The organism is Providencia sp. PROV202 (assembly GCF_028479565.1).
Lineage (GTDB): Bacteria > Pseudomonadota > Gammaproteobacteria > Enterobacterales > Enterobacteriaceae > Providencia > Providencia zhijiangensis.
In genome coordinates this window covers 42,212-68,250 of the sequence record NZ_JAMPNV010000012.1, presented here as the reverse complement: position 1 = coordinate 68,250, position 26,039 = coordinate 42,212, and the positions used below count along the sequence as shown (strand labels likewise).

Below are 26,039 nucleotides of genomic sequence, written 5' to 3'. Positions count from 1 at the left end.
AGGCTGTCATGACTCAACAGACTTTCCTAGTGGAAATCGGTACAGAAGAGTTACCGCCGAAGGCTCTTCGTTCTCTTGCAGAATCATTCGCAGCTAACTTTACTGCGGAATTAGATGGTGCAGATATCGCTCATGGTGCAGTGAACTGGTTTGCTGCACCTCGTCGTTTAGCGCTGAAAGTGGAAAACTTATCCGCGGCTCAGCCAGATCGCGAAGTTGAAAAACGTGGCCCTGCAATTTCCCAAGCATTTGATGCTGAAGGTAAACCAACAAAAGCAGCTGAAGGTTGGGCGCGTGGCTGTGGGATCACCGTTGACCAAGCAGAACGCTTAACTACCGATAAAGGCGAATGGTTACTGTATCGCGCACAAATGAAAGGGCAGCCAGTCAGCGAATTATTGATTGATATGGTTAGCCGTTCACTGGCGAAATTACCTATTCCTAAATTAATGCGCTGGGCAGATAAAGAAACTCAGTTTGTACGTCCTGTACATACTGTGACATTACTGCTGGGTAGCGATGTTGTGAAGGGTGAAATTCTTGGTATTAAGAGCGATCGTATTATTCGCGGTCACCGTTTTATGGGTGAAGCTGAATTTACTATCGATAACGCGGAACAATACCCAGAAATTTTACGCACTCGCGGTAAAGTAATCGCAGATTACGCTGAGCGTAAAGCGACAATTATTGCCGATGCAGAAAAAGCAGCTCAGGCGTTGGGCGGTAAAGCAGACTTAACCGACAGCTTAGTTGAAGAAGTGGCTTCTTTGGTTGAATGGCCAGTAGTATTAACAGCAAAATTCGAAGAGAAATTCTTAGAAGTTCCTGCTGAAGCACTGGTATACACCATGAAAGGCGACCAAAAATATTTCCCTGTTTATGATAATGCAGGCAAGTTAATGCCGAACTTTATCTTCGTGGCGAATATTGAGTCATCAGATCCTCAGCAAATTATCTCCGGTAACGAAAAAGTTGTTCGCCCGCGTTTAGCGGATGCGGAATTCTTCTTCAAAACTGACCGTAAGCAGCGCTTAGAAGATAACTTACCACGTTTAGAAACCGTTCTGTTCCAGCAACAGCTAGGTACTCTGCGTGATAAAACTGACCGCTTAGAAGCGTTAGCGGGTTGGATTGCAAGCAAGATTGGTGCGGATGTAAATCACGCAACTCGTGCAGGCTTACTGGCTAAATGTGACTTAATGACCAACATGGTCTTTGAATTCACAGACACTCAAGGTGTCATGGGTATGCACTATGCTCGCCATGACGGTGAGTCAGAAGATGTTGCTCTTGCACTGAAAGAACAATATCAACCGCGTTTTGCGGGGGATGAACTGCCATCTACCGATGTTTCTGCGGCATTAGCATTAGCAGAAAAAATGGATACCCTCGCAGGTATTTTCGGTATCGGCCAGCATCCGAAAGGGGATAAAGACCCATTCGCTCTGCGCCGTGCGGCATTAGGTGTGTTACGTATTATCGTTGAAAAAGGCTATCAGCTTGATCTTGTGGAAATGACCCAAGAGGCTGTGCGTCTGTATGGCGATAAACTAACTAACAAAAATGTCGTGGAAGATGTGGTTGAGTTCATGCTAGGTCGCTTCCGTTCTTGGTACCAAGAACTAGGCTACAGCATTGACACTATTCAAGCCGTATTAGCACGTCGCCCAACTCAGCCAGCTGACTTCGATGCGCGTGTTAAAGCAGTGACTCACTTCCGTTCTTTAGAAGAAGCACAAGCGCTGGCAGCTGCTAACAAACGTGTTTCTAACATTCTGAGTAAGTCAGAGGAGAAACTCGCTGATAGCGTGTTAGCGTCTGTACTGAAAACACCAGAAGAAGTGAAGTTAGCGACTCACGTTGTGGTACTGCAAGACAAGCTTGCGCCAATGTTTGCTGAACGTAACTACCAAGAAGCACTCGTTGAGTTAGCCTCTTTACGTGAAGTGGTTGATGAGTTCTTTGCGAACGTTATGGTGATGGATGAAGATCCTGCTGTGCGGAATAACCGTTTAACACTGTTAAGCCAGCTTCGCGAGCTATTCTTAAAAGTAGCAGATATTTCACTGCTTCAATAGGTTGATTTTTAGTCGGTTATTTTTGATTTAGAAAATAATTGCATAAATATGACCTTCCCAATGATTGGGATAAATAAGCGCTAAAATATTTTTAGCGCTTATTTTTTACCCAAAAATAGACGTAAAAATAAGAAACCATACCATTTTGATGGTTTTATCAGCATACGAACGGTTTTAGCGAAAAATAGGGTTGACGATCCCCATTCTTGGCAGTATTATTCACACCGTTTTCGGCGAGTAGCGCAGCTTGGTAGCGCAACTGGTTTGGGACCAGTGGGTCGGAGGTTCGAATCCTCTCTCGCCGACCAAATTCTAAAACCCACCTCATTGAGGTGGGTTTTTTCGTTTCTATCTCTCTCATTTTCCAGCTCACTTTTAGTGACGACTATTGCGCTCATTTAATGCACATGACGTATTAATAAGCTTTCCATTGCTTTTAAGCTAAGCGCCTCAGAACAAAATAAGTCTACCTATCAAAACAAGCCTACCTATCAAAACAAGCCTACCTATCAAAACAAGTCCGCTAATCAAAACCCGCTTTCATAATGTGATTGGTATTTTCCCCCGTGATCCCCTGAAAATGGTAAGAGGATATATAAATCCGCCAATAATTCTTTTTAGTATAAAAAACATGCAAAACAATCAGCTAACAAATAGTTTCATGTGAATCCTATTTAGCGTTTTATGTTGCAATTTTTTGTATTGCCCACTATTTCCGCTCAGTAATTCAGCACTTAATCACAAATATACAAATAATTAACGTCCTTATAAAAATCTATCCAGTAATGTTTCTGTGGTTATAATCGCTATAAAATAAACATTTTTGTAACATATAAGGCTATATTTACACCAAAATTATTCGAAAAATGTTATTTAAGCGAAATTGTTACAGTGAATAATGCTATTGACGAAATGTATTCCAGTTGATTAATTGCACAGTGAATAACAAAAAATACAGATACGGCATCTGTCTTATCCAAGATGGATTTCAGTATTCGATAAAACAACATACACCACAGGAGCATTACCAATGACGCTCTCGATGAAAAAGACAGGTTTATTGGCGGTAGGCTTAACATTAGCTGCTTTAGCGGTATCAGCCTCAGTACAGGCTAAAACACTGGTTTATTGTTCTGAAGGTTCACCTGAAGGTTTTAACCCGCAGTTATTCACCTCTGGAACAACTTATGATGCGAGTTCAATCCCTCTGTATAACCGTTTGGTTGAATTTAAGCTGGGTACAACTGAAATTGAGCCGGGCTTAGCAGAAAGCTGGGAAGTCAGTGACGATGGTAAAGTGTACACATTCCACCTGCGTAAAGGCGTGAAATGGCACTCCAATAAAGATTTCAAACCAAGCCGCGACTTAAATGCGGATGACGTGATCTACACGTTCATGCGCCAAAAAGATCCAAACCACCCATACCACAAAGTTTCTGGCGGCAGCTATGAATACTTTATGGGAATGGACATGGATAAAATCATCGACAAAGTTGAGAAAGTCGACGACAACACCGTCCGTATCACATTAACACGCCCAGAAGCACCATTCTTAGCGGATATGGCAATGGACTTCGCATCAATCTTATCAGCGGAATATGCTGATCAAATGTTGAAGGCAAAAACCCCAGAGAAAGTTGACCTGAACCCAATCGGAACAGGGCCTTTTGAACTGCAACAGTATCAGAAAGATTCTCGTATTCTGTACAAAGCAAACAAAGATTACTGGGGCACAGTACCGAAGATTGACCGTTTAGTCTTCTCTATCACCCCTGACGCGTCAGTGCGTTATGCAAAACTGCAAAAAAATGAGTGCCAAGTGATGCCGTATCCAAACCCGGCAGACTTAGAGCGCATGAAAGCAGATAAAGACATTACCTTGTTGGAGCAGCCAGGTCTGAACGTAGGCTACCTGTCTTACAACGTTGAGAAAAAACCACTGGATAACCAAAAAGTTCGTCAAGCGCTGTCGATGGCAGTGAACAAAGACGCCATTATCCAAGCGGTTTATCAAGGTGCGGGTCAAAAAGCGAAAAACTTAATTCCACCAACTATGTGGGGTTACAACGACGCGATTAAAGATACCGAATATAACCCAGAAAAAGCCAAAAAATTGCTGGCGGAAGCGGGCTTCCCAGAAGGTTTTGAAATTGACCTGTGGGCAATGCCAGTTCAACGTCCATATAACCCGAATGCTCGTCGAATGGCAGAAATGATCCAAGCTGACTGGGCGAAAATCGGCGTTAAATCGAAAGTGGTTAGCTACGAGTGGGGTGAATACCTGAAACGTGCTAAGAGCGGCGAGCCTCAAACGGTGATGATGGGTTGGACAGGGGACAATGGTGATCCTGATAACTTCTTCGCGACCTTATTCAGCTGCGCCGCGAAAAAACAGGGTTCTAACTACTCTAAATGGTGTAATCAAAGCTTTGAAGACGTGATCCAGCCGGCACGTATGACATCTGATCACAACAAACGTGTCGAACTGTACAAACAAGCTCAAGTGGTCATGAACGAACAAGCGCCTGCGCTGATCATCGCTCACTCCACCGTGTTTGAGCCTGTGCGTAAAGAAGTAAAAGGCTACGTGGTTGATCCGTTAGGTAAACACCACTTCGAAAACGTAGACATTGATAAGTAATTGTTTTTAATCTGTAAATGCCCTTCGTTGCCTCTTTGCAGCGGAGGGCGTTTTCTCCTCTGACGTTCAGAAGATGCAGATAAATTTAGTTATTTGTGAGCAGATGAAAACGTTGTTTTTCTGACCAGCCAAGCGGACTAAGAGCCGTCGACGGCATTATTAAAGAGACTCAGGATATGCTGCAATTTATCCTCCGACGATTCGGGCTCGTGATCCCCACCTTTATCGGTATCACGCTACTTACTTTTGCTTTCGTTCACATGATCCCAGGCGACCCTGTCATGATTATGGCGGGTGAACGCGGATTATCCCCAGAAAGACACGCTTATTTAATGGCTGAATTAGGACTCGACCAGCCACTTTGGAAACAATACCTCCATTACCTGAACGGCATAATGCATGGCGACTTAGGGATCTCCTTAAAAAGCCGAATCGGCGTTTGGGAAGAGTTTTTACCTCGCTTTTTAGCTACCGTAGAACTAGCCACTTGCGCCATGATTTTTGCGGTTTCTGTTGGTATCCCTGTCGGGGTTTTAGCGGCAGTTAAACGTGGTTCAATTTTCGATCACACGGCGATCGGTGTTTCATTAACGGGCTACTCTATGCCGATCTTCTGGTGGGGGATCATGTTGATCATGCTGGTCTCTGTTCAGTGGGATCTCACTCCCGTTGCGGGAAGGGTAAGTGACACCGTTTTCCTTGATGACTCGAATCCGCTCACGGGCTTTATGCTGATTGATACCCTAATTTGGGGGGAAGCGGGAGACTTCAAAGATGCAGTGGAACACTTAATTTTGCCATCCATTGTACTCGGAACCATTCCACTGGCTGTGATTGTGCGTATGACTCGCTCGGCGATGCTGGAAGTATTAGGGGAAGACTATATTCGTACGGCGAGAGCCAAAGGTGTTAGCCGTGCTCGCGTGATTTTAATTCACGCCCTGCGTAACGCATTACTGCCGGTTGTCACGGTAATTGGTCTGCAGGTCGGTGTGATGCTCGCCGGTGCCATTTTGACGGAAACCATTTTCTCATGGCCGGGGTTAGGTCGTTGGTTAATTGAAGGATTACAACGTCGAGATTATCCAGTGGTTCAAGGTGGCGTCTTACTGGTCGCAACGTTGATTATCTTCGTTAACTTAGTGGTTGATGTGCTGTATGGCATTGTTAACCCACGTATTCGTCATAAGAAATAAGGAGCGCAAACATGTCTCAAACAACTGAGTCGAAAGCTGTCAGCGCCCCGAAGCCGATGACACCATTACAAGAATTTTGGCATTATTTTAAGCGCAACAAAGGCGCGGTCGTGGGGATGTTCTACATCATTTTAATGGTGTTAATTGCGATCCTTGCGGGGGTATTAGCGCCTCATGCTCCTGATGAGCAATTCCGTCAGGCATTGTTGACGCCACCCGTCTGGGAAGAAGGGGGGTCATGGGAGTTTATTCTTGGCACGGATGATGTCGGGCGCGATTTATTATCTCGCCTAATGTACGGAGCAAGGCTCTCGTTATTAGTGGGCTGTCTCGTGGTGGTGTTATCCCTGATTATGGGGGTAACGATTGGGGTGATCGCGGGTTATTTTGGCGGTGTAGTGGATGCGCTGATTATGCGTGTAGTCGACATTATGTTGGCTCTGCCAAGCTTACTGTTAGCGTTAGTCTTGGTGGCTATTTTCGGTCCCTCGATTGTCAATGCCTCGATAGCGTTAACCTTTGTGGCATTACCGCACTATATTCGTTTAACACGAGCTGCGGTACTGGTAGAAGTGAATCGTGACTATGTGACTGCCTCGAGAGTGGCGGGTGCAGGGGCGTTGCGTCAAATGTTCGTCAATATTTTACCTAACTGTCTGGCACCACTGATTGTACAGGCCTCTTTAGGATTCTCGAATGCCATCTTAGATATGGCTGCACTGGGTTTTCTGGGAATGGGGGCGCAGCCACCAACTCCAGAATGGGGAACTATGTTGTCTGATGTGTTGCAGTTCGCACAAAGCGCATGGTGGGTTGTCACGTTCCCTGGATTAGCAATTTTATTAACGGTATTAGCGTTTAACCTGATGGGTGATGGTTTACGTGACGCCTTTGATCCAAAACTCAAGCAGTGATGAGGTAATCTAATGGCATTGTTAAATGTAGAAGAACTTTCCGTTCACTTTGGTGACGAAGGAACCCCGTTTCGCGCCGTTGACCGCATCAGCTACCAAGTTGAGAAAGGGCAAGTGGTGGGGATCGTCGGTGAATCAGGTTCAGGTAAATCAGTTAGCTCACTGGCTATCATGGGGTTAATTGATTACCCCGGCAAAGTGATGGCGAAATCGTTGCAATTTGATGGACGTGATTTATTGTCCATCCCTGAAAAAGAGCGTCGTCAAATTGTCGGCGCAGATGTTGCCATGATTTTCCAAGACCCGATGACTAGTTTGAACCCGTGCTTTACAGTCGGTTATCAAATTATGGAAGCGTTAAAAGTACACCAAGGGGGCAATCGAAGCACCCGTAAACAGCGGGCAATTGATCTGCTAAACATGGTGGGAATTCCTGATCCTCAATCGCGCCTTGACGTCTATCCACACCAGTTATCTGGTGGAATGAGTCAGCGAATTATGATTGCGATGGCGATTGCGTGTCGCCCAAAGTTGTTGATCGCCGATGAACCCACTACGGCGCTTGATGTGACCATTCAAGCGCAAATCATCGAATTATTGTTGGAATTACAACAACAAGAAAATATGGCGCTAGTACTGATTACCCATGACTTAGCGTTAGTGTCGGAAGCCGCGCACCATATTATCGTGATGTACGCAGGGCAAGTGGTTGAGTCTGCGAAAGCGAAGGATATTTTTAAACATCCAAGACACCCCTATACCCAAGCATTGCTGCGTGCACTGCCTGAGTTTGCTAGTAACAAATCACGTTTAGCTTCCTTGCCGGGTGTTGTACCCGGTAAGTATGACCGCCCTGAAGGGTGCTTGCTCAACCCGCGTTGCCCGTATGCAACGGATCGTTGTCGCCAAGAAGAGCCTGCGTTACAAACCATTGGTGACCGTCAGGTGAAATGTCACATGCCACTGGATGATATGGGGAGACCAACGCTATGAGTGAGCAACAAGCCAAAGGAACGCCGCTCTTAAAAGCGGTGGACTTAAAAAAATATTATTCTGTGAAAGGCGGCGTTTTCTCGAAGGAGAAAACACTCAAAGCGCTTGATGGTGTCTCTTTTGAACTAGAAAAAGGGAAAACATTAGCCGTGGTTGGGGAGTCGGGTTGTGGGAAATCCACACTTGGGCGCCTGTTAACGATGATTGAGCAGCCATCAGACGGTGAACTGTATTATCGTGATCAAAACTTACTGATTAAAGATAAAGCGGCAGAGAAATTACGTCGTCAAAAAATCCAAATCGTCTTCCAAAACCCGTATGGTTCGTTGAACCCGCGTAAAAAAGTCGGGCAAATTTTGGAAGAGCCTTTATTGATTAACACCTCGCTATCGAAAGAGCAGCGCAAAGAAAAAGTGTTGTCGATGATGGCAAAAGTAGGTTTGAAAACAGAGCACTATAGTCGTTATCCACACATGTTTTCTGGTGGGCAGCGTCAACGTATCGCTATCGCCCGTGGATTGATGTTGGATCCGGATGTCGTGGTGGCGGATGAGCCAGTATCGGCGTTGGATGTGTCTGTACGTGCTCAGGTATTGAACCTGATGATGGATTTACAGCAAGAATTGGGACTTTCCTATGTGTTCATTTCCCACGATTTGTCGGTGGTTGAGCATATCGCGGATGAAGTGATGGTGATGTATCTGGGGCGTTGTGTGGAAAAAGGGACTAAAGAGCAGATTTTTAATAATCCTCAGCACCCATATACTCAAGCGCTGCTTTCAGCGACACCACGCTTGAACCCTGACCAGCGCCGTGAGCGGATCAAATTAACGGGAGAATTACCGAGCCCAATGAATCCGCCTCCGGGGTGTGCGTTTGCAGCACGTTGCCGACGCGCTTTTGGTCCATGCACGCAATCTCAACCAGCATTGAAAAACTACCGTGAGCAGTTAGTCGCTTGTTTTGCCGTTGATGAAGACGAAAAGCAGGCAATAGTCGCAAATTAATCACTTTAGACGGCAGAAAAGCAGACTTTCTGCCGTTTCTTCATGCTGTATTTACTCACTTTAGCGGTTAATTTGGAGCTTATCCTAAATAAGTGATCTTTCTTTTTTAAAGCTGCACTTTTATACGGAAAATCAAGTATACTGTTTGTCCGATTTTTTCTTTAAAAAGCAGCTTGATTAGGAAGGTTGTGGGAAATGAACACTCGTGTCCAACGTTCACTCACGTTTAAGAGCATGATCGTATTCTTTGTGATTACGTTGCTTTTTCTTGCACTTTTTTTGTCCATTCAATTTACTTACCTCTTAGAACAGCGCAAACAAGATTATTTAAATCAACTGAGTAATGCCGTAGTTCAAGTCCAAAAACCATTGACGGATTCGCTACTTAGTTCCGATTTAAACGAAGCCAAAAGGCTACTTGTGAGCCTGAAAACCTCGGGGATTATGGGAAAAGCCATTGTGACGGTGGATAATGCGACGGTAATGAATTTAAGCTTTGCCACGCCGAAACCGATCCCTGAATGGTCTTTACCGCTGATTGGTATTCCGGTGGAGATGACTGTCCCATTGTATGCCTATGGCACGATGGCGCCACAAGCGAAACCTCAAGGTTATTTGACGTTACAAGTGGATTCTAACCGGGTTTATCGTTTTGCACTCAACACATTTGCGTTGTTAACGACAACGTATTTGCTGCTAGCGCTGATTATCTCTATTGCAATGACGTGGTGTGTGAGCCGCATGATTGTACGCCCACTGCGTAAAATGGCGGGGGAGTTGCAAGCAAATCAACACGTCGACCATTTGGAAGTTTCTCAATATCATCAAGATGATGAGATAGGGTTATTGGCGAAAGGTTATCATCGTCAAATAAAACGACAAAATTCAGATTAAGCCATGAACATGTTATAAGGTTTGTGGTCTAATATCATTACACATACCTATCATATTGTTAGTGACAAGATTCAGGCGGCTCTCGCTATTTATAGTGTTCAAAAATACAAAACATCCTCCATTGAGATGGCGGTATTCAAGATGTATTTTAGTGATCAACGTAGCGACTTAGTGTAGTGAGTGCAGTCCAATGATCTCAATAACATGCAACGATGTTTTTTTCGGGTATAGTGATAATCAAATTTTTGATGAAGCCAAACTATATCGCTTAACCGAGTCAATTAGCGTTTTTCGTTAATTTTTTTGTTGCTGTTTACGGTTAAATACAAGGATATAAAGAACATAGGGGTCTACATGCAGGGTTTGAAAGTGCGATATATCATCGGCGTGGTACTTTTATCAGTCACTGGTTTTGCTAGTGCTGAACCTTTACAACCCGATCCAGCATGGCAGCAAGGAAAGCTCGAGAATGGCTTTAATTGGCAGTTATTACAAACACCACAGCGTCCAAATGATCGAATCCAACTTCGGTTAGCCATTAAAACAGGTTCGTTATCTGAAAAAGCCAGTGAAAAAGGGTACAGTTATCTGATCCCTCGAATGGCGCTATTCCATCAATCTGAAGCTTTCCCTGCAGCTACATTACAAAATTTTTGGCGTCAGGCAACCGACCCTGATATGCCGTTACCTCCAGCCGTGGTTTCTTACGACTACACAATTTATAGTTTAAGCCTGCCTAACAACCGCCCTGATTTGGTGAAACAAGCATTAAGTTGGTTGGCAACGTCTGTCGCTGGGGCGCAGTATACTGAGAATTCATTGCAGAGTGGCTTAACCGCTACTAATATTCCAGTGGCTACCTTGCCTGTAAATGCCAATGACCCTGTTTGGCGTGCTCGTCTCAATGGGTCGGCGATGCTAGGTTATGATCCAGGGCAGAAGCCAAACGGTAAAGTCGATTTAGCCAGTGTGAATTCGTTCTATCAAAAATGGTACACACCTGATGTTATGACGTTATACGTCGCGGGGCATGTGGATTCTCGCATGTTATCTGACAGTATTACTCAAGCATTTTCATCATTAGAAGGCAAGCGCTCTGAGCCTGTTTCGGTTGCCGTTTTATCGTCAGTTAAGCCTCAGGCAATTGATATTCTTCAAGATAAATCAACGCAAGATACGCTTTCTTTAATTTGGGATATCGATTGGTTACCAATTAAAGATTCCAACGTATTGCTGCGTTATTGGGGAAGCGACCTCGCTCGTGAAGCCATTTACCGCTCATTGCAGAAAACCTTTAAACAAAAGTTTGCTGAAGATGGTGTGACTCCGGGCTTAGATTGTCGTGTTCAGTATCAAAAAGCGAGCTGTACGTTAGCCATTTCTGCACCACCAGAAAAAATGGCCGCAGTGGCGGATGTGGCGTTGAATGAGCTGGCGGCAATCAATCAAAATGGTATTGACCCAGAGCTGTTCAATGACATGATGAAAGAGAAGCAGGTTCAATTATCACAACTGTTTGCGGCATATGCGCGTACCAGTACAGATGTGTTAATTAGCCAGCGTTTGATTTCACAACAAAATGGTGTTGTGGATATCGCTCCTGAGCAGTATCAATTACTCAGACAAGCGTTCTTAGGGACTCAAAATCTTGAACAAGTGAACATGGAAGCGCGTCGTTTACTGTCTCAAGAAGCAGCGATTGTCTTAGCGCAACCGAAAGAAAAACAGACCATGGATGCGGAGCAAATTCGTCAGAAATTCACGCAAGTGTTATGGCCTAAATTGCCTGCGGTTGTGGAGGCAGCACCGGAATCTCCAGCCGTAGCAGAGCCTCAAGAAGGTCAACCTGCACCTGCGTTACCGATTCCAGCACCGCTGACTCGTTAGTGGTCAACTGAATAAGAATAACCCTCACTAGTGAGGGTTATTCTTTGTGTTGATAGCTCTTTATTTAGACGTCAACAATGCTTCAATCGCGTTTATTAGTACGTTCCGTGAATCTCGATTATCCACAAAACCCGCAGCACTGGTTTGAGTTGCCGGTGAGTAGTACGCAACGGAACCCCAAAAGCCTAAATGGGAATAGAGTGTCATGCCGTTAACCTCGTTGACCATGATCCCTTGTCGATAACCTTGCGCCCCTTCATGGGAACCTGCACTTAACATGGTGTCTAAGGTTTCTGATTTGGTAAAAATCTTACCGCTAAATAGCGCTTCAAAGAACTGCGCCATTTGTTTCGAGGACATCACTAAGCCACCACCGCCATACACATCCATTGAAGGATCCATGTCGGAGCAATCGAGTTTTCCGAGGTACTGTTTTGCACGAGGTTCCGTTGTGGCAGGGGACTCAAACGTTTCCCAGTAAGCGCTCTGCAAGCCAATTTCATTAAATTTCAAAAGTTCTCGGACGGCTTCTCCCAATGCTTGCCCCGTCATTCGCTCAATAATATTTCCAAGCAGAATATAGCCCGTATCGGAATAGATAAAAGCTTCGGAAGGACGGAAAAAGGAGTGATCTTGCTGAACATATAGCTCAATTTGCTCTGAACGTGTCCATTGATAATCAGGGCGCTTTAAGACGTCTTTGAGGTATTCTTCGTTGGCATGATCCAATAGCCCGCTACTGTGATTGAGTAGGTGGCGGATGGTAATCGCCTCAGTGTCATATTTTGGTGAGAGTAATTGATTGTATTTTGGTGAAATATAATGAGAAATACCGTCATCCACAAATAGTTTTCCCATTTCAGCCAAGCGTAAAATCGCCGCGGCGGTAAAGGGTTTGGTGTTACTCGCAATGCGCAAAGGCGTATCGACAGTTAATGGTTTCCCCGCAAGATCGCTACCTCGCGCGCAGAATGTTCCAATGCAGTTTTGTGGCTGATTATGGTAATAAACGACGACACCACAAGATAGATTTTCCAATTGCGAGATTAGCATTGTCGGCTTCCTTAGGCGCGGGCTCACTGTATCTTTGGCAGTTTATCGCTATAACATACACGCTTAGAATGAGTTTAGTTTGCTAATTTTATGATAGTAATGAGAAATGCGGCTGTTATCACATTCCGAAAAACAGTTAGGTTCATTGGATTAATATTGGGATAGAATGATAAAGATACATATTATATGCAATTTATTAACATGCTATTCATCTATCGTGTAAGCATAAAAAGGTAAGGAAAGTATGAGCCATTCCAATGTATTACTGTATCGCCTCGACCTACGTTATCCTATTATTCAAGCACCTATGGCGGTTGTTTCAACACCTGCATTGGTAGCCGCTGTTTGTGAGGCGGGTGGATTGGGCTCCTTAGCACTGGGTGCGAGCTCGGTAGATCAAGCAAGGTCAATGATTGCTGCCACTCAAGCACTGACGGACAAACCGTTTAATGTGAATGTGTTTTGCCATACGACACCACAACGCAATAACCAGAATGAACAGGCTTGGTTGGCTCATTTGCAGCCTAAATTTCAGCAATTTAACCATCAAGCTCCGGAGCAATTGGATGAAATTTATCTCTCATTTTTAGATAACCCAGCCATGTTGGCGCTTTTCTTAGAAATGAAACCCGCAGTTGTGAGTTTCCACTTCAATGTGCCGTCTCGTGAAGTTGTTAATGCCTTGAAAGAAAAAGGTATTTTTACGATGGCGACGGCGACAAACTTACATGAAGCTCAGTTAATTGAACAAGCGGGTATTGATGCGATTGTGGCGCAAGGAATAGAAGCGGGTGGACACCGTGGTATGTTTGATATGCAATCCAAAGATGAAGAACTGACGACAAATCAGTTAGTTACTCTACTTGCTAAACACAGCCAATTACCGATTATTGCAACAGGGGGGATCATGGACGGTGCGGATATCAAGCAAGCCCTTGCTCATGGTGCCTCTGCCGCACAATTAGGAACCGCCTTTCTGTTATGCCCAGAATCTGCGGCAAATGAAGGATATCGTCGTAAGCTGAAAAGCCAAACGATGGACAATACTTATTTAACTGCCGCTATCTCAGGGCGGCCTGCTCGAGGTATTTTCAATCAATTTATGCAGGCAGGGCAGGAATATGATGTGAATAAATTGCCAGATTACCCGATTGCTTACGATGTGGGTAAGCAGCTGAATGCCGCGGCTACTCACTCAGGCTGTGATGAATTTGCAGCCCATTGGGCGGGACAAAATGTGGCAAAAGTCCGTGAAATGAGCGCAAAAGATTTGATGGCGACGCTCATTAAAGAGATGCAATAAGCAAAGAAATGGAATAAATGAGTGAGGGGAATGATAAATCCGTCATTCCCCTATGATTGAGATTAAGAAGTGAGAACGTCTTGTGCGTCACCTTTCGGCTCATCCGTGGCAATCCACGCGGCGCAAAAGAGCGTGAGTCGGGCAAAGAAATAGAAAAATGCCATTAACCCCAATACTGAACCGAAAGCTGCGCCCGATGGTGAAGAGGCTAAGGTTGGTAAAATCCATGTCATGACAGATTTGATGATTTCAAACCCAATAGCAGCGAGTAAGGTGCCTTTCAGCAGTGAGCGGCGACGGTGCTGCATACGTGGTAAAATCCAGAAAATCCACAAAAATAATAAGAAGTTAGCGGTAATTGAAATCGCTAAACCAATCAGGGTCCAAACGGGCTTAAGCCACTCAATGCTGTCTAAGCCAAGTGTACTGACAATGGTCGCTTGCGCAGAGCCTGCTACGGAGGTCAGTGTAATAGTGACAATCAACGCAATTAGTAAGCCAATTAGCGCGAAAAAATCACGAACATAGCGGAAAATGATATTTTCTTGCTCGGCTTCATTCCGTTCCCAAATTGTACGAGATTGCGCCAAAATGGCTAAGCGCAAGTTATTGACCCAGTTAACTCCAGAGTAAACGGCTAATGCTAAACCCGTTAACCCCACGGTGGTACGTTGGCGGATGGCGGTATCAATGGTCTGTTCAAGGGTATTGGCAAGTGTGGGATCAGTAATGTTGGCAGAAATGCCACGAATGAGCTTTTCAAGTAATTCAGGATTGCTGGCTAACACGAAACCTGCCGCAGCGAAGCTAAACATCAGTACGGGGATTAGAGATAAAAATGAGAAATAGGTAATTGCGGCGCCAAACTGGTTACCCATTCTATCGGTAAAACGTTGAGCCGTGCGGATTAAATGTGCAATAAATGGAATTGCACAAATAAAATCAACCACCCTCATTGAGAACGTTAGGGCTTTTTTACTGCCATCTAGGCTTTTGTTTAGAGTAGATTTTAATTTGTTGGTCTCTTTTTGTTGCTCATCTTGCATGTCTGACATGCGTTCCCCTTTTCACTGCTTAATCAAAATATGCTTATAATTCACCATTCTATATTCTTTTATACTATAGCCTAAGTTTGTTGATAATTTCACCCTATGCCTTTATTTATCCAAAATTAGGCATAGGGTGAGATAAAGAATAACAATTAACTATTTGATTAAACTTTAATTTTTATTAAAGGGTGTCTTTGTAGATGTCTGCAAGGTCTTGGGCTTCTTGAAGCTCTGCCTTTGCTTCGGCAACTTTACGCTTATGTTTAGCGATTTTTTCAGGGTCACCTTTTTGAATAGATTCCTGCAATTCAGCTTCGCGCTCAGCAACTTTTTTTTGCTTTTCGGCAATTTTCTCCTGGCTATCGCGATACAGCGAATCAGAGGTACAGTAGCGGTTAACGTTTTCGAGTGCGCGCTCTAAGCCATTTACACGGTAGGTATTACCGTGTGCTTTGGCATATTTGAGCTGAGTTTCAATTTTCTGCTTTTTGATTTCACACCCTTGGGATGAATTACCTGCTATTGCAGGATTATTCACTAAAAATACAGCTAATATGGAAGATATTATAAATACTCGTTTCATTGGTTTTCCCTATTATGGTTTTTAATTTTGCTTAGGATAACTTTTTGGCAAGGAAAGGTCATGTGCAATTTTGTCATGTTTTGTCACTATGACAATCCCATCAAATTTTAGCTATAATGGCGCGAAAGAAATTATTTGGTCTATTTTTCATTCAACAGACCTTCTGTACAGATTCTATTAACAGCATTCACAAAAGTGACTGCTGAATTCCTCAGGAAATAAACGCGACATGTTAAGTTATCGTCATAGCTTTCACGCAGGCAACCATGCGGATGTTCTCAAACATACGGTGCAAAGTCTGATCATTGAGTCTCTTAAAGAAAAAGAGAAACCATTTCTGTATCTGGATACCCATTCCGGCGCGGGTCGTTATCAATTAACCAGCGAACATTCAGAAAAAACAGGGGAGTATCTCGAAGGGATTGCACGAGTTTGGGAGCAACCGGACTTACCTGAGGAACTATTGCCTTATATGCAAGTTGTACGCCGTTTAAATGAAAACGGTCGCTTACGCTATTACCCGGGCTCGCCACTATTAGCGAAACATTTACTGCGTGAGCACGATAAACTGATTTTAACTGAGTTACACCCAAGTGATTATCCACTATTGCGTGCTGAATTTTCTCGCGATGAGCGTGCACAAGTTGCCCGCGAAGATGGTTATCAACAGTTAAAATCGAAATTACCTCCACAAAGCCGCCGTGGTTTTATGCTGATGGATCCACCTTATGAGATGAAATCAGACTACGAAGCGGTCGTAAAAGGCGTAGTCGAAGGTTACAAACGTTTCGCAACAGGCACTTATGCGATTTGGTATCCAGTGGTTCTGCGCCAGCAAATCAAACGTATGGTGAACCAGCTAGAAGCAACGGGTATCCGTAAAATTCTGCAAATTGAATTAGCGGTGCGCCCTGACAGCGATCAACGCGGCATGACGGCATCCGGTATGATTGTCATTAACCCGCCTTGGAAACTTGAGCAGCAGATGAAAAATGTCCTGCCATGGTTACATAAAACACTGGTGCCAGAAGGCACTGGGCATACATTAGTTGAGTGGATTGTACCTGAGTAAATTGTACCTGAGTAACAATAGACTCTGGCTATTGCAGTAACAGGCAATAGCTATCTTAAATGTTTATGTTTACATAGCATAATAAGAGAATATTAACGTATTCGTAATTCAACAAATGGGAACAACCAAGTTATGAGCAAACATTACGACTATATTGCAATTGGCGGCGGTAGCGGCGGTATTGCGTCAATGAACCGTGCGGCGATGTACGGACAAAAGTGTGCCCTGATTGAAGCTAAAGAGTTAGGCGGCACTTGTGTTAACGTCGGTTGTGTACCGAAAAAAGTGATGTGGCATGCAGCGCAAATTTCTGAAGCAATTCGTGCTTATGGTCCAGATTATGGTTTCGATACTACTATCAATGATTTCAACTGGAAGAAATTAATTGAGAGCCGTACAGCTTATATCGACCGTATCCACCAATCTTACGATCGCGTACTTGGCAATAATAAAGTCGATGTAATTAAAGGTTTTGCTCGTTTTGTTGATGCACATACTGTTGAAGTGAATGGCGAAATTTACACCGCGGATCATATTCTGATCGCAACGGGTGGTCGTCCGGTGATCCCTGCGATCCTTGGCGCAGAATATGGCATGACCTCTGACGGTTTCTTTGAGCTGGAAGCGCTGCCTAAACGTGTTGCTGTCGTCGGTGCAGGCTATATCGCTGTTGAACTGGCGGGTGTTTTAAATGGTTTAGGTAGCGAAGCGCACCTGTTTGTGCGTAAACATGCACCTCTACGTGCCTTTGATCCACTTATCGTTGAAACGTTAGTGGAAGTGATGAACGCAGAAGGCCCAACGCTGCACACAGAATCCATTCCGAAAGAAGTGGTTAAAAATGCAGATGGTTCACTGACACTGAAATTAGAAAATGGTCACGAGCAAACGGTTGATGCGCTGATTTGGGCAATCGGTCGTGAGCCAATGACGGATAACCTGAATATTGAAGCGGCAGGCGTTGAGCTAAACGCGAAAGGCTATATTAAAGTCGATAAATATCAGAATACTAATGTTGCTGGCGTGTACGCGGTAGGCGATAACACCGGTGCGGTAGAGTTAACGCCAGTAGCGGTTGCTGCGGGTCGCCGTTTGTCTGAGCGTTTATTTAATAACAAGCCTGACGAGCATTTAGATTACACCAACGTACCAACGGTAGTATTCAGCCATCCGCCAATTGGCACAGTAGGTTTAACCGAGCCAGAAGCCATTGAAAAATATGGCGAAGATGCAGTGAAATGCTACAAATCTTCATTTACTGCGATGTATACCGCTGTGACTTCTCATCGCCAACCATGCCGCATGAAGCTGGTGTGTGTGGGTAAAGAAGAGAAAATTGTCGGCATCCACGGTATCGGTTTTGGTATGGATGAAATGCTGCAAGGCTTCGCGGTCGCTCTCAAAATGGGCGCAACCAAGAAAGATTTCGACAACACTGTCGCAATCCACCCGACTGCTGCCGAAGAGTTTGTGACAATGCGTTAAGCATTTACGTGCAGTCAGTCGTAAAGAGTAAAAAAGGTCAGATAATATCTGACCTCAGACCATTGACAAACCCATCAGGTTTGGAAATGGCTCTTTTAAAATTATAAGGATTTTTAACGAATTTTACCCTGTATTGGCTCGTGTTTTCACGGGGCGGATATGATAACCGAGGATGCAGACTAACAAGCGATTAAGGATCATGCAATTGTCCCAATCGCATATCTATAGTAAGATCTAGAAAATAGCATAGACATTGGAGGGATTATGTTTAGCTTACAAGTAGCATTAGATGAAAGACTGGCTTCCTTAAAGAATAAGAAAGTGAATAGCAAACAGTCTGTAGCCACAAATGATACGACAAGTGAGTACATTCAGAAATCACTCAAACAGGCGGGTATCCTAGATGATGCAGGTAAGATTATTAAGAGAGTAGCTTCCTGATGTATGTATCTCCGGGGATTGTTGTAGGTTTCCATGGTTGTGATAGAGCCGTTTTTGATTCCGTAATCAAAAACGGCTCTTCTATTTCAAGTAGTGAAAATGATTATGATTGGTTGGGGCACGGCGTTTACTTTTGGGAAGGTAGCTACGAGCGAGCACTAGATTGGGCTGTGAATAGCAAAAAAATAACTAAACCAGCAGTGATTGGTGCCTTTATCAAGTTAGGTAATTGTATCGATTTACTTGATTCTAAAGACCTGCAAAAAGTTAAATCTACTTATAATATTCTTGAGTTAGAGTTTGAAAAACTCGGTCAGGCTTTACCCCAAAATAGCGTACACATGAACGGCATTAGTTTTGTTCGAGAGCTTGACTGTCAGGTGATATTGCGACTTCAACAAATGAATAATGAACTCATTGTTCAAGATTTAAAACTCCCTGATATGGCTGGTCAGAATAAACGTAAGGTTCAAAATCATTCTAATTTCATCGATTCAGTTAGAGGGATGTTCCCTGAAGGATCTGAACTGTATTCAGGCGCAGGTTTTCGTGATAAAAATCATATTCAGCTATGCATTGTGAATCCCAATTGTATTATTGGTTATTTTGACCCTATCCAACATAATAGTTGGTATAAAAAAGTGTAAGAGCCGTTCAATCGACCTATCTGAATAAAATAAAAATCAACGGTTCTTATCAGCCCCTATTAATTTTTACATTATTCATTGGATATGCTTCCTATTATCTTCCCTCCATCATTTATTTTTTGTGGAGTAGATATGGATCCGTTGCTTTCTGATGGTGTGCCACAGTGTGGTGCAAAATACCATGTAATTCAGAGCGTTCAATATGATGAATATGTCGATAAAGTCGCTTTAACCTACAGTGAAGACCCCGAAAAATGGAAAAAAGCGATTGGCGAATTATTGCTGTTCCAATTTGGTGTTTATGATGGACCTTTCATTTCCAATGAAAACTATCTCGATGGTAGGCTATTGTCATCGTTAGATAAATCGGGATTACGTCATCTCAATCAGCAGCTTTTTCTTGCCGATGTTACGGGGCCCAACAGACCAGCGGTAGGCCGAATTCTGGATCTAGGGTGTGGCTGGGGGTATACGCTGAAATATTTAGCGGAATACTTTATGGAATGTGCCACCTTAGATGGCATTAATATTAGCGCCCAACAGCTTGATTATTGCGATCAACTCTATCGTGATGAGCGGCTTCGTGAACGTATCAATTTGTATTTATGCCAAGCTCATGACCTCACATTATTACCCGATGAAGAAAAATATTATGACTTAGTGATTATTCGCGGCGTAATTTCCCATTTCACCAACGATGTTTTCGAAAAAGTATTTTCTGCGCTATATCCAAGATTGCGTAAGGGTGGAAAAATCATCATTTCAGATAATTTATACAATATAGAATTGGATGAATATCAGTCAGATACCCCCGATGAAGTTGACCGATTAGCTTGCAAATACCGCAAAACTCCCAAGTATGTTCGGCAAGTTATTGAACATAGCGGATTCGTTATTAACGATTTTCGGGTGCTACCGTCAAATATTGATGTCGCCCGTTGGCTAATGGAATCCAAAGCCAATATTGAACGCCACTTCCCTGAAGGTGTCGATGGAGCTTTAGAAGAGCTACGGGTTTTAGCCGAAAACTTCTCTGTCGCGCTGTTAAAAAACAAAGTTTCCACTTACAGCATCATTGTCGAGAAAAAATAAAGAGGTCATTGCATGCCATTACAACTTCCTCCTCTACCTCACCCATTTTTACCCGCTATTCATCCTAGCTTTTATCCCAACAATCCAACACCTTATATTCAACTTGATGAGTATGACCATCACCCATTTGAAAAAGTCACTCGGGACTATGCTGACCACTTTGAGTTATACGCTGATGACACCCAACGAGCGCGGCTGGCAAGCTGTCATTGTGCATGGTTTGGTTCGTTAATGTTCCCGGTCGGCAGTGATGAACTACTGCAAATCGGCATTGATTTTTGTATGTGGTCAATTGCTTACGACGATGAATACTGCGATGAGGGGGAAGTCGCACATCAACCTGAAAAGCTGATTCAATATTCAGCAGAGATTTGGCGACAATTTGAGGTGCCGGAATACAAGCTATCTAATGATCGATACGCGCTTGCTGCGCGCGACCTACGTATTCGCTTAGATAAATACGCAAAGGCAGAACAAACCGCGAGATTTGTGGAGTATATGCGGGTGTATATGATGGCAGAAATGTGGAAAGCAGTGAACCCAGCCCCTTCATTGAATGACTATATGACGATCCGTTTAACGGGAGGTGGTGCACTCGCTTTTCCAGCATTAGGGCACATTATTGCAAATGTAGATATTGCTCAGCGTGACTATGAAAATCGCAAAGTTCGCGTGTTATTTGAAGCGCTAGCCAACTTAATGGTATGGGAAGCGGAGCCTCACGCTTATATCAAAGAATCTGTACGCGGTGCCACGGATAAAGAACATAATTTAATTCGTGTGCTGATGCGTGAGCGTCAATATGGGTTCGCTGAGGCAATTCAGGAATATTTGGAGATGCGTGATCGGCTACTTGGGTTAATTCTGCGTTTGAAAAAAGATATTGAAAAAGAAGCCCCTGCGGGTGTCTGCGAATATATTGAAACGTTGATTCGCTACTATATGGGCGCGACAGTCTGGTCACAAAATACACGACGCTATAAATCTATCAGCGGTCAGGGCGGGGAGAGTGTATTTGAGGGAGGGTGTTTGACAGAGCAACTCCCAGAGTCACAATTTAATGCAACTCAGCCGATTGATTTTGATGCGATTCGTTGGTGGTGGCATTACGATCCCTTGAATTCATTCGAAATGTTTTCAAGGGATGCGTAGAGAACGTACTACATCGCTAGCAGCGCAGCAATCTCTGGGTGTGTTGCTAAGCTATCCATATAAGTTTGCATCGCAGGGGTGGCGGTATAGTTGCAATATTTAGTTAAAAACATCACAAAGCAGCCGACATACACATCCACTGCGGTTAATGTTTCACCGCAAATATAGGGCTTGGCGCTGGCTAGGCAGATATCTAGCGTTGCTAAAGTGCGTTCAACGCTACCAAAGCCTGACGATTTTTGCTGTTCTTCTGTTAATTCCACACCTAAATCAAGGACGGTAAACGCAGATTCAATCGGACCTGCGGTGAATAAAAACCATCGGTAATAAGCACCACGCTCAGGGCTATTGAGCGCAGGGGCAAAGCCCTTTTCAATAAATTTATCGGCTAAATAAAGACAAATCGCCGCACATTCCGTGACAACCACATCACCATCAACTAATGCGGGTACTTTTGCCATCGGATTAATGGCAAGGTATTCCTTGGTGTGCATCTCTGCACCATAAGCTAATTCAATGCGCTTATAGGGAACGTCCATCATTTTTAAGAGTAATTCAGCGGTATTGCCGCGGGACATTGCATTGGTAAATAGAACTAGCTCGCTCATCGTGATTTTCCTTAAATGAAGTAGAGCACTGACTATAAGCGAAGACAGTGTCAGAAATTGTCAGGAGCGACGCACAAGACTTCTTGCTGCCAGCGGGTGAGTAAATAGCCTTTCGGGTAGGGAAGTGTGTCGCTTAACACGGTGTAAGATTGCATTCTATCTAAGCGGAAATGGCGATAGCTTTGACGCAGCTCGCACCACGCAGCTAACACTTGGGTGTCTTTCATATAGCCTACCGCAATGGGCCAAATAATCCGTTCACTGGATTGCCCTTTAATATCCACATACGCGATTTTGGCTTTGCGCTCTTCCCGTAAACTCAGGCGTAAATTTTTAGCCACATGCTCGTCGATTTCATTAAGTTGGGTCGTTGGGGCAAATAACGTATTACTGTTTAGGATGATCTGCGCCTCTTTACCCACCACAGCATTAATTTTATTGAGTGCGCGCAGGGCAGAGTTTTTGAGTTCTTCATCGGCATTACTTTGTACCCAGCGTAAACCTAATATCAGTGCTTCCAGCTCATTTTCATCGAACATTAATGGTGGCAGTAATAATCCGCTTTTTAACTGATAACCAATGCCCGCTTCCCCGGTAATTTCAGCCCCCTGATCTCGCAGTGATTCAATATCCCGATAAATGGAACGAACACTCACCTCTAACTGACAGGCGAGGGCGTCTGCAGTGACTGGATAGCGATTTTCTTTCAGGATCTGGATCAGTGTGAGTAAGCGTTGGGTGCGAGTCATTCGGCTCTCAGTTAGGATGTTATGCAAAGAATTGCCATCATACTAAAGAAAGCCGCTATTGAATTCCAATCGTCTTTGTCATTCTGAATAAAACCTTCATTTCACCTTAATCTGATTGTCATCTTCCCGCCGTAGCCTGCCATGGCAATTTGAACGCGTGTGCAAAACGACTCAACCGAAAATTCGTACAGAAAAACAAGAGACACCCACTAGGAGAAGCAAATGATTAAGCGCACATTATTAGCATCCGCTCTGATAGCCTCAACACTTGGCGCTAGCGCCTCAGAATTAATTATTGCCGGACGAGATAGCAGCTACGGTGATGCGATGCAGTTTGTGGTCGATGAATATAAAAAAAATAATCCTAAGGCTGAAATCACCTTAGTGAAGCGTCCAAGTAAAGGGTTGTATGAAAGCGTCGTGCTCTCGATGCGTGAAAAAACCGGTAACTATGATGTGATTTTAATGGATGACACATGGGCACCTGAATTCCTAGCCAATAAGTGGTTATCTCCACTTCCTGACTCACTCCAAGATAAAGACTTTATTCAATCCACCGTGGATATCGGTCGCCAAGATGGCAAAGGCGCGAGCTATGCATTGCCAATGGTGGGCAACGTGGCGATGTTCGCATGGAATAAAGACCTGTTCGACCAGTACAAACTTCAACAACCAAAAACATGGACGGATGTGTTGAACTCAGCGAAAACTATTAGCCAAGATGGCAAAGCCAATGGCGTTGTGTATCGCGGTGTGAAAGGCAACCCAATCGTGACGGGATTTTTACCCATTTTATGGGGATATGGTGGTGATGTTGTCGATAAAAACGGAAAACCGACCTTAAATACCCTGCAAGCCAAACAAGCGTTAGAAACCTTCTTAGCGATGAAGCAATATGCGCCGAAAGGGGTGGATGTGTTTAACGCCGATGAAGTTCGCGATGCGTTACAAAAAGGCACCGCGGCGATGGCTATCGAAGTGTGGCCAGCATGGGTGCCTGATCTTGATAATGCCAAGGTATCAAATGTGGTGGGCAAAATGGAAATGATGGCACCGCCAGCAGAAACTGGACAACCAGCACCGATGCTGGGTATTTGGCAGCTTGCCATTCCGGCGGATGCGAAAAATAAAGTGGAAGCGGAGCAATTCCTCGCATTTGCTAGCAGCGCCGAAATGCAAAAAGCGTTAGCACTAAACTTCGGTACGCCGCCGACGCGCCATAGCGTGTATGCAGACCCACAAGTTGTCAGTCAATACCGTTGGTACCCACAACAAGCTGCCGCATTAGAAGCCGGTAAAGCGCGCCCACGCATTCAAAATTGGGCCGAAGTGGAAAGTATTCTTGGGGACTTTTTACAAATGGCGATGATGGGGCAAATGACTGCTGAGCAAGCTTTGGAACAAGCGCAAAAACGCATTGAACGTAGTACCAAAAAATAGCACCCAAAAAATAGCACCCAAAAAATAGTGATGTTTTCATGGCGCTAGTTTCTAGCGCCTTTATGGAATGCTGAGTATGTTATTTGAAAACCGTAAACAGTTGTTTTGGTTACTCCTCCCAGCGTTGATTATGCTGGGGTTATTGACGCTGTATCCCATCGTATCTGTGCTGTATCACGCATTTGGGCAAGTGGATTATATCGATGACAGCTACCATTTTATTGGCTGGTCGAATTTCTCTGAATTGTTTGATGACTTTTTCTTTCTGGCAGCCATCAAAAATACGTTCATTTTTACCCTCGTGGCATCCATCGCCCAAGTTCTTTTAGGGCTGTGGCTAGCACTGCTGTTTAACCGTCAATTTTCTGGGCGTAAATTTGCATTGCCCATCATTATCTACCCGATGATGCTCTCCACGCTGGTGTGCTCCTCGATTTGGCGCTCTTGGTATAACTACGATTTTGGATTCTTAAATAGCCTGCTGGTGGCGGTGGGCTTACCCGCCCAAGAGTGGTTATTCAATCCAGATTTAGCCTTATATTCCATTGCGTTAGTAGATACATGGCAATGGACGCCAATGGCATTTTTGATCATTTTGGCGGGCTTGCAATCCATTCCTAAAGATATTGGTGAAGCGGCGATGGTGGATGGTGCAAAAGGCTGGAAATCCTTTGTGTACATCACGCTTCCACTGATCAAAAAGCAACTAATGTTGGCGTTTTTACTGCGCTCTATCGATACCTTCAAGCTATTCGACAAAGTGTATGTGATGACGGGGGGCGGCCCCGGAAATTCAACCGAGACATTATCCATGTTTGTCTATAAATACGGTTTCCGCTTCTTTGACTTGGGCATGGCCAGTGCGGCGGCGTTAGTGATGTTGGCGATCTCCTTGCTGATGACATTGATTTATGCCCGCAACGTCATGAAAGGACGCTGATCATGAAAGCCAAAATACACACATTGTTAGTTTGGTTGGCGGTGTTTTTCATGACGCTGCCGATTATTTGGATGTTCGGTACCGCGTTTAAATCCCCGTCTGAAATTATGCAATCGGGGGCGCAATTACTGCCAAGTCAACCGAGCTTATCGTCGTTTGAAAAGCTATTTGAAGGGGATTTACTGCGTTTAGTGGGCAATACGGTTTTAGTCTCGGTGGGGGCAACGGCGGTTTCGGTGGTGCTAGCGTTCTTTTGTGCTTACGCCTTAGTGCGTTATCGCTTCCCCGCTAAGCTCGATAACGTGTTTTTGCTCGGTGTATTGATTATCAAAATGATGCCGCCGATTGTGATTGCCATCCCGCTCTATTCCTTGATGAACCATGTCGGATTACTGAATACGCGCATTGGGCTGATTTTGTCTTATCAGGTGTATACCTTGCCGTTTTGTATCTGGATGCTGCTTGGCTTTATTCGCGATATTCCATTAGAAATTGAAGAGGCGGGAGCGATGGATGGGGCGAACTTACTGCGGCGTTTAGCCTATATTGTCTTTCCGCTTTGTGCGCCGGGGTTAGTTGCGACGGCGATTTTTTCCATGATCCTCGGCTGGAATGAGTTTTTATTCTCGCTGTTATTTATTCATACGCCCGACAAATTCACCATCCCATTATTTATCTCTAACTTTATGACTGAAGACGGTACCGCGTGGGGAGAAATGATGGCGATAGGGATTGTTTCTTCATTGCCGATGCTGGCACTGGCGGGCTATATGCAGCGCTATTTATTACGTGGCTTCTCGATGGGATTGAAATAG

23 protein-coding genes and 1 tRNA gene are annotated in these 26,039 nt (G+C 44.2%); 19 read left to right on the top strand and 5 right to left on the bottom strand.

Going from position 1 to position 26,039, the window contains the following annotated elements; all coding sequences use genetic code 11:
- Positions 1-8 precede the first annotated feature (8 nt).
- From glyS to PR799_RS09330, 9 genes are all read left to right on the top strand, one after another.
- Complete coding sequence (gene glyS, locus PR799_RS09370) at positions 9-2,078, top strand: glycine--tRNA ligase subunit beta (RefSeq protein ID WP_272521821.1); 2,070 nt, start codon at positions 9-11, stop codon at positions 2,076-2,078.
- A gap of 231 nt (positions 2,079-2,309) precedes the next feature.
- Positions 2,310-2,386: transfer RNA gene (locus tag PR799_RS09365), tRNA-Pro, on the top strand.
- Positions 2,387-3,108: 722 nt separating this feature from the next.
- Entirely contained in the window at positions 3,109-4,719 is a 1,611-nt protein-coding gene (gene dppA / locus PR799_RS09360; RefSeq protein ID WP_154626465.1) for a dipeptide ABC transporter periplasmic-binding protein DppA, read from the top strand.
- 176 nt (positions 4,720-4,895) lie between these two features.
- On the top strand, positions 4,896-5,915 hold the full coding sequence (gene dppB / locus PR799_RS09355; RefSeq protein WP_036948611.1) for a dipeptide ABC transporter permease DppB: 1,020 nt from the start codon (positions 4,896-4,898) through the stop codon (positions 5,913-5,915).
- A gap of 11 nt (positions 5,916-5,926) precedes the next feature.
- Positions 5,927-6,829, top strand: a complete 903-nt coding sequence (dppC, locus tag PR799_RS09350) for a dipeptide ABC transporter permease DppC (RefSeq protein WP_036948615.1) — start codon at positions 5,927-5,929, stop codon at positions 6,827-6,829.
- Between the two features lie 12 nt (positions 6,830-6,841).
- The gene (gene dppD / locus PR799_RS09345; RefSeq protein WP_036948618.1) at positions 6,842-7,822 is read left to right on the top strand and encodes a dipeptide ABC transporter ATP-binding protein; all 981 of its coding nucleotides are present in this window, start codon (positions 6,842-6,844) and stop codon (positions 7,820-7,822) included.
- On the top strand, positions 7,819-8,829 hold the full coding sequence (gene dppF, locus PR799_RS09340; protein ID WP_272521820.1) for a dipeptide ABC transporter ATP-binding subunit DppF: 1,011 nt from the start codon (positions 7,819-7,821) through the stop codon (positions 8,827-8,829). The genes dppD and dppF overlap by 4 nt, the downstream gene beginning before the upstream one ends.
- A gap of 195 nt (positions 8,830-9,024) precedes the next feature.
- The gene (locus tag PR799_RS09335; protein ID WP_272521819.1) at positions 9,025-9,723 is read left to right on the top strand and encodes a HAMP domain-containing protein; all 699 of its coding nucleotides are present in this window, start codon (positions 9,025-9,027) and stop codon (positions 9,721-9,723) included.
- Between the two features lie 354 nt (positions 9,724-10,077).
- A complete protein-coding gene (locus PR799_RS09330; RefSeq protein WP_272521817.1) occupies positions 10,078-11,610 on the top strand; it encodes a M16 family metallopeptidase in 1,533 nt (510 codons plus the stop codon).
- A 60-nt stretch (positions 11,611-11,670) separates the two neighbouring features.
- Here the strand turns inward: PR799_RS09330 and PR799_RS09325 are convergent, their stop codons facing one another.
- Positions 11,671-12,663 carry a serine hydrolase domain-containing protein gene (locus PR799_RS09325; protein WP_272521816.1) on the bottom strand — a complete coding sequence of 331 codons (993 nt, stop codon included), beginning with the start codon at positions 12,661-12,663 and terminating at the stop codon, positions 11,671-11,673.
- 244 nt (positions 12,664-12,907) lie between these two features.
- Here PR799_RS09325 and PR799_RS09320 point away from each other — a divergent pair, with 244 nt between their 5' ends.
- The gene (locus tag PR799_RS09320) at positions 12,908-13,966 is read left to right on the top strand and encodes an NAD(P)H-dependent flavin oxidoreductase (RefSeq protein WP_272521815.1); all 1,059 of its coding nucleotides are present in this window, start codon (positions 12,908-12,910) and stop codon (positions 13,964-13,966) included.
- Between the two features lie 62 nt (positions 13,967-14,028).
- On the opposite strand, the gene yhjD is transcribed toward PR799_RS09320, so the two are convergent.
- Positions 14,029-15,021, bottom strand: coding sequence for an inner membrane protein YhjD (gene yhjD / locus PR799_RS09315; protein ID WP_272521814.1), 993 nt, complete (start codon positions 15,019-15,021; stop codon positions 14,029-14,031).
- 175 nt (positions 15,022-15,196) lie between these two features.
- Positions 15,197-15,598 (bottom strand): DUF1090 domain-containing protein, encoded by a 402-nt coding sequence (locus PR799_RS09310; RefSeq protein ID WP_272521813.1) that lies wholly within the window; start codon positions 15,596-15,598, stop codon positions 15,197-15,199.
- 229 nt (positions 15,599-15,827) lie between these two features.
- Here PR799_RS09310 and PR799_RS09305 point away from each other — a divergent pair, with 229 nt between their 5' ends.
- The 6 genes from PR799_RS09305 (at position 15,828) to PR799_RS09280 (ending at position 21,487) form a co-directional block, all read left to right on the top strand.
- On the top strand, positions 15,828-16,670 hold the full coding sequence (locus PR799_RS09305; RefSeq protein WP_154626482.1) for a 23S rRNA (adenine(2030)-N(6))-methyltransferase RlmJ: 843 nt from the start codon (positions 15,828-15,830) through the stop codon (positions 16,668-16,670).
- A gap of 132 nt (positions 16,671-16,802) precedes the next feature.
- Positions 16,803-18,155: a glutathione-disulfide reductase gene (gene gorA / locus PR799_RS09300; RefSeq protein ID WP_272521812.1), complete on the top strand. Its 1,353-nt coding sequence runs from the start codon at positions 16,803-16,805 to the stop codon at positions 18,153-18,155.
- Between the two features lie 264 nt (positions 18,156-18,419).
- The gene (locus tag PR799_RS09295; protein ID WP_272521811.1) at positions 18,420-18,596 is read left to right on the top strand and encodes a hypothetical protein; all 177 of its coding nucleotides are present in this window, start codon (positions 18,420-18,422) and stop codon (positions 18,594-18,596) included.
- A complete protein-coding gene (locus PR799_RS09290; protein ID WP_272521810.1) occupies positions 18,596-19,243 on the top strand; it encodes a hypothetical protein in 648 nt (215 codons plus the stop codon). The genes PR799_RS09295 and PR799_RS09290 overlap by 1 nt, the downstream gene beginning before the upstream one ends.
- Before the next feature lie 132 nt (positions 19,244-19,375).
- A complete protein-coding gene (locus tag PR799_RS09285) occupies positions 19,376-20,335 on the top strand; it encodes an SAM-dependent methyltransferase (protein WP_272521809.1) in 960 nt (319 codons plus the stop codon).
- 12 nt (positions 20,336-20,347) lie between these two features.
- Positions 20,348-21,487 carry a terpene synthase family protein gene (locus PR799_RS09280; protein ID WP_272521807.1) on the top strand — a complete coding sequence of 380 codons (1,140 nt, stop codon included), beginning with the start codon at positions 20,348-20,350 and terminating at the stop codon, positions 21,485-21,487.
- 8 nt (positions 21,488-21,495) lie between these two features.
- Here the strand turns inward: PR799_RS09280 and PR799_RS09275 are convergent, their stop codons facing one another.
- A complete protein-coding gene (locus tag PR799_RS09275; protein ID WP_272521805.1) occupies positions 21,496-22,095 on the bottom strand; it encodes a glutathione S-transferase family protein in 600 nt (199 codons plus the stop codon).
- Between the two features lie 50 nt (positions 22,096-22,145).
- Positions 22,146-22,844: a helix-turn-helix transcriptional regulator gene (locus PR799_RS09270; RefSeq protein ID WP_154626488.1), complete on the bottom strand. Its 699-nt coding sequence runs from the start codon at positions 22,842-22,844 to the stop codon at positions 22,146-22,148.
- A 222-nt stretch (positions 22,845-23,066) separates the two neighbouring features.
- Between PR799_RS09270 and PR799_RS09265 the strand changes: the two genes are divergently transcribed.
- The 3 genes from PR799_RS09265 (at position 23,067) to PR799_RS09255 (ending at position 26,039) form a co-directional block, all read left to right on the top strand.
- Positions 23,067-24,284: an ABC transporter substrate-binding protein gene (locus tag PR799_RS09265; protein ID WP_272521804.1), complete on the top strand. Its 1,218-nt coding sequence runs from the start codon at positions 23,067-23,069 to the stop codon at positions 24,282-24,284.
- 76 nt (positions 24,285-24,360) lie between these two features.
- Positions 24,361-25,224 (top strand): carbohydrate ABC transporter permease, encoded by an 864-nt coding sequence (locus tag PR799_RS09260; protein WP_154626492.1) that lies wholly within the window; start codon positions 24,361-24,363, stop codon positions 25,222-25,224.
- Between the two features lie 2 nt (positions 25,225-25,226).
- A complete protein-coding gene (locus PR799_RS09255) occupies positions 25,227-26,039 on the top strand; it encodes a carbohydrate ABC transporter permease (protein ID WP_154626494.1) in 813 nt (270 codons plus the stop codon).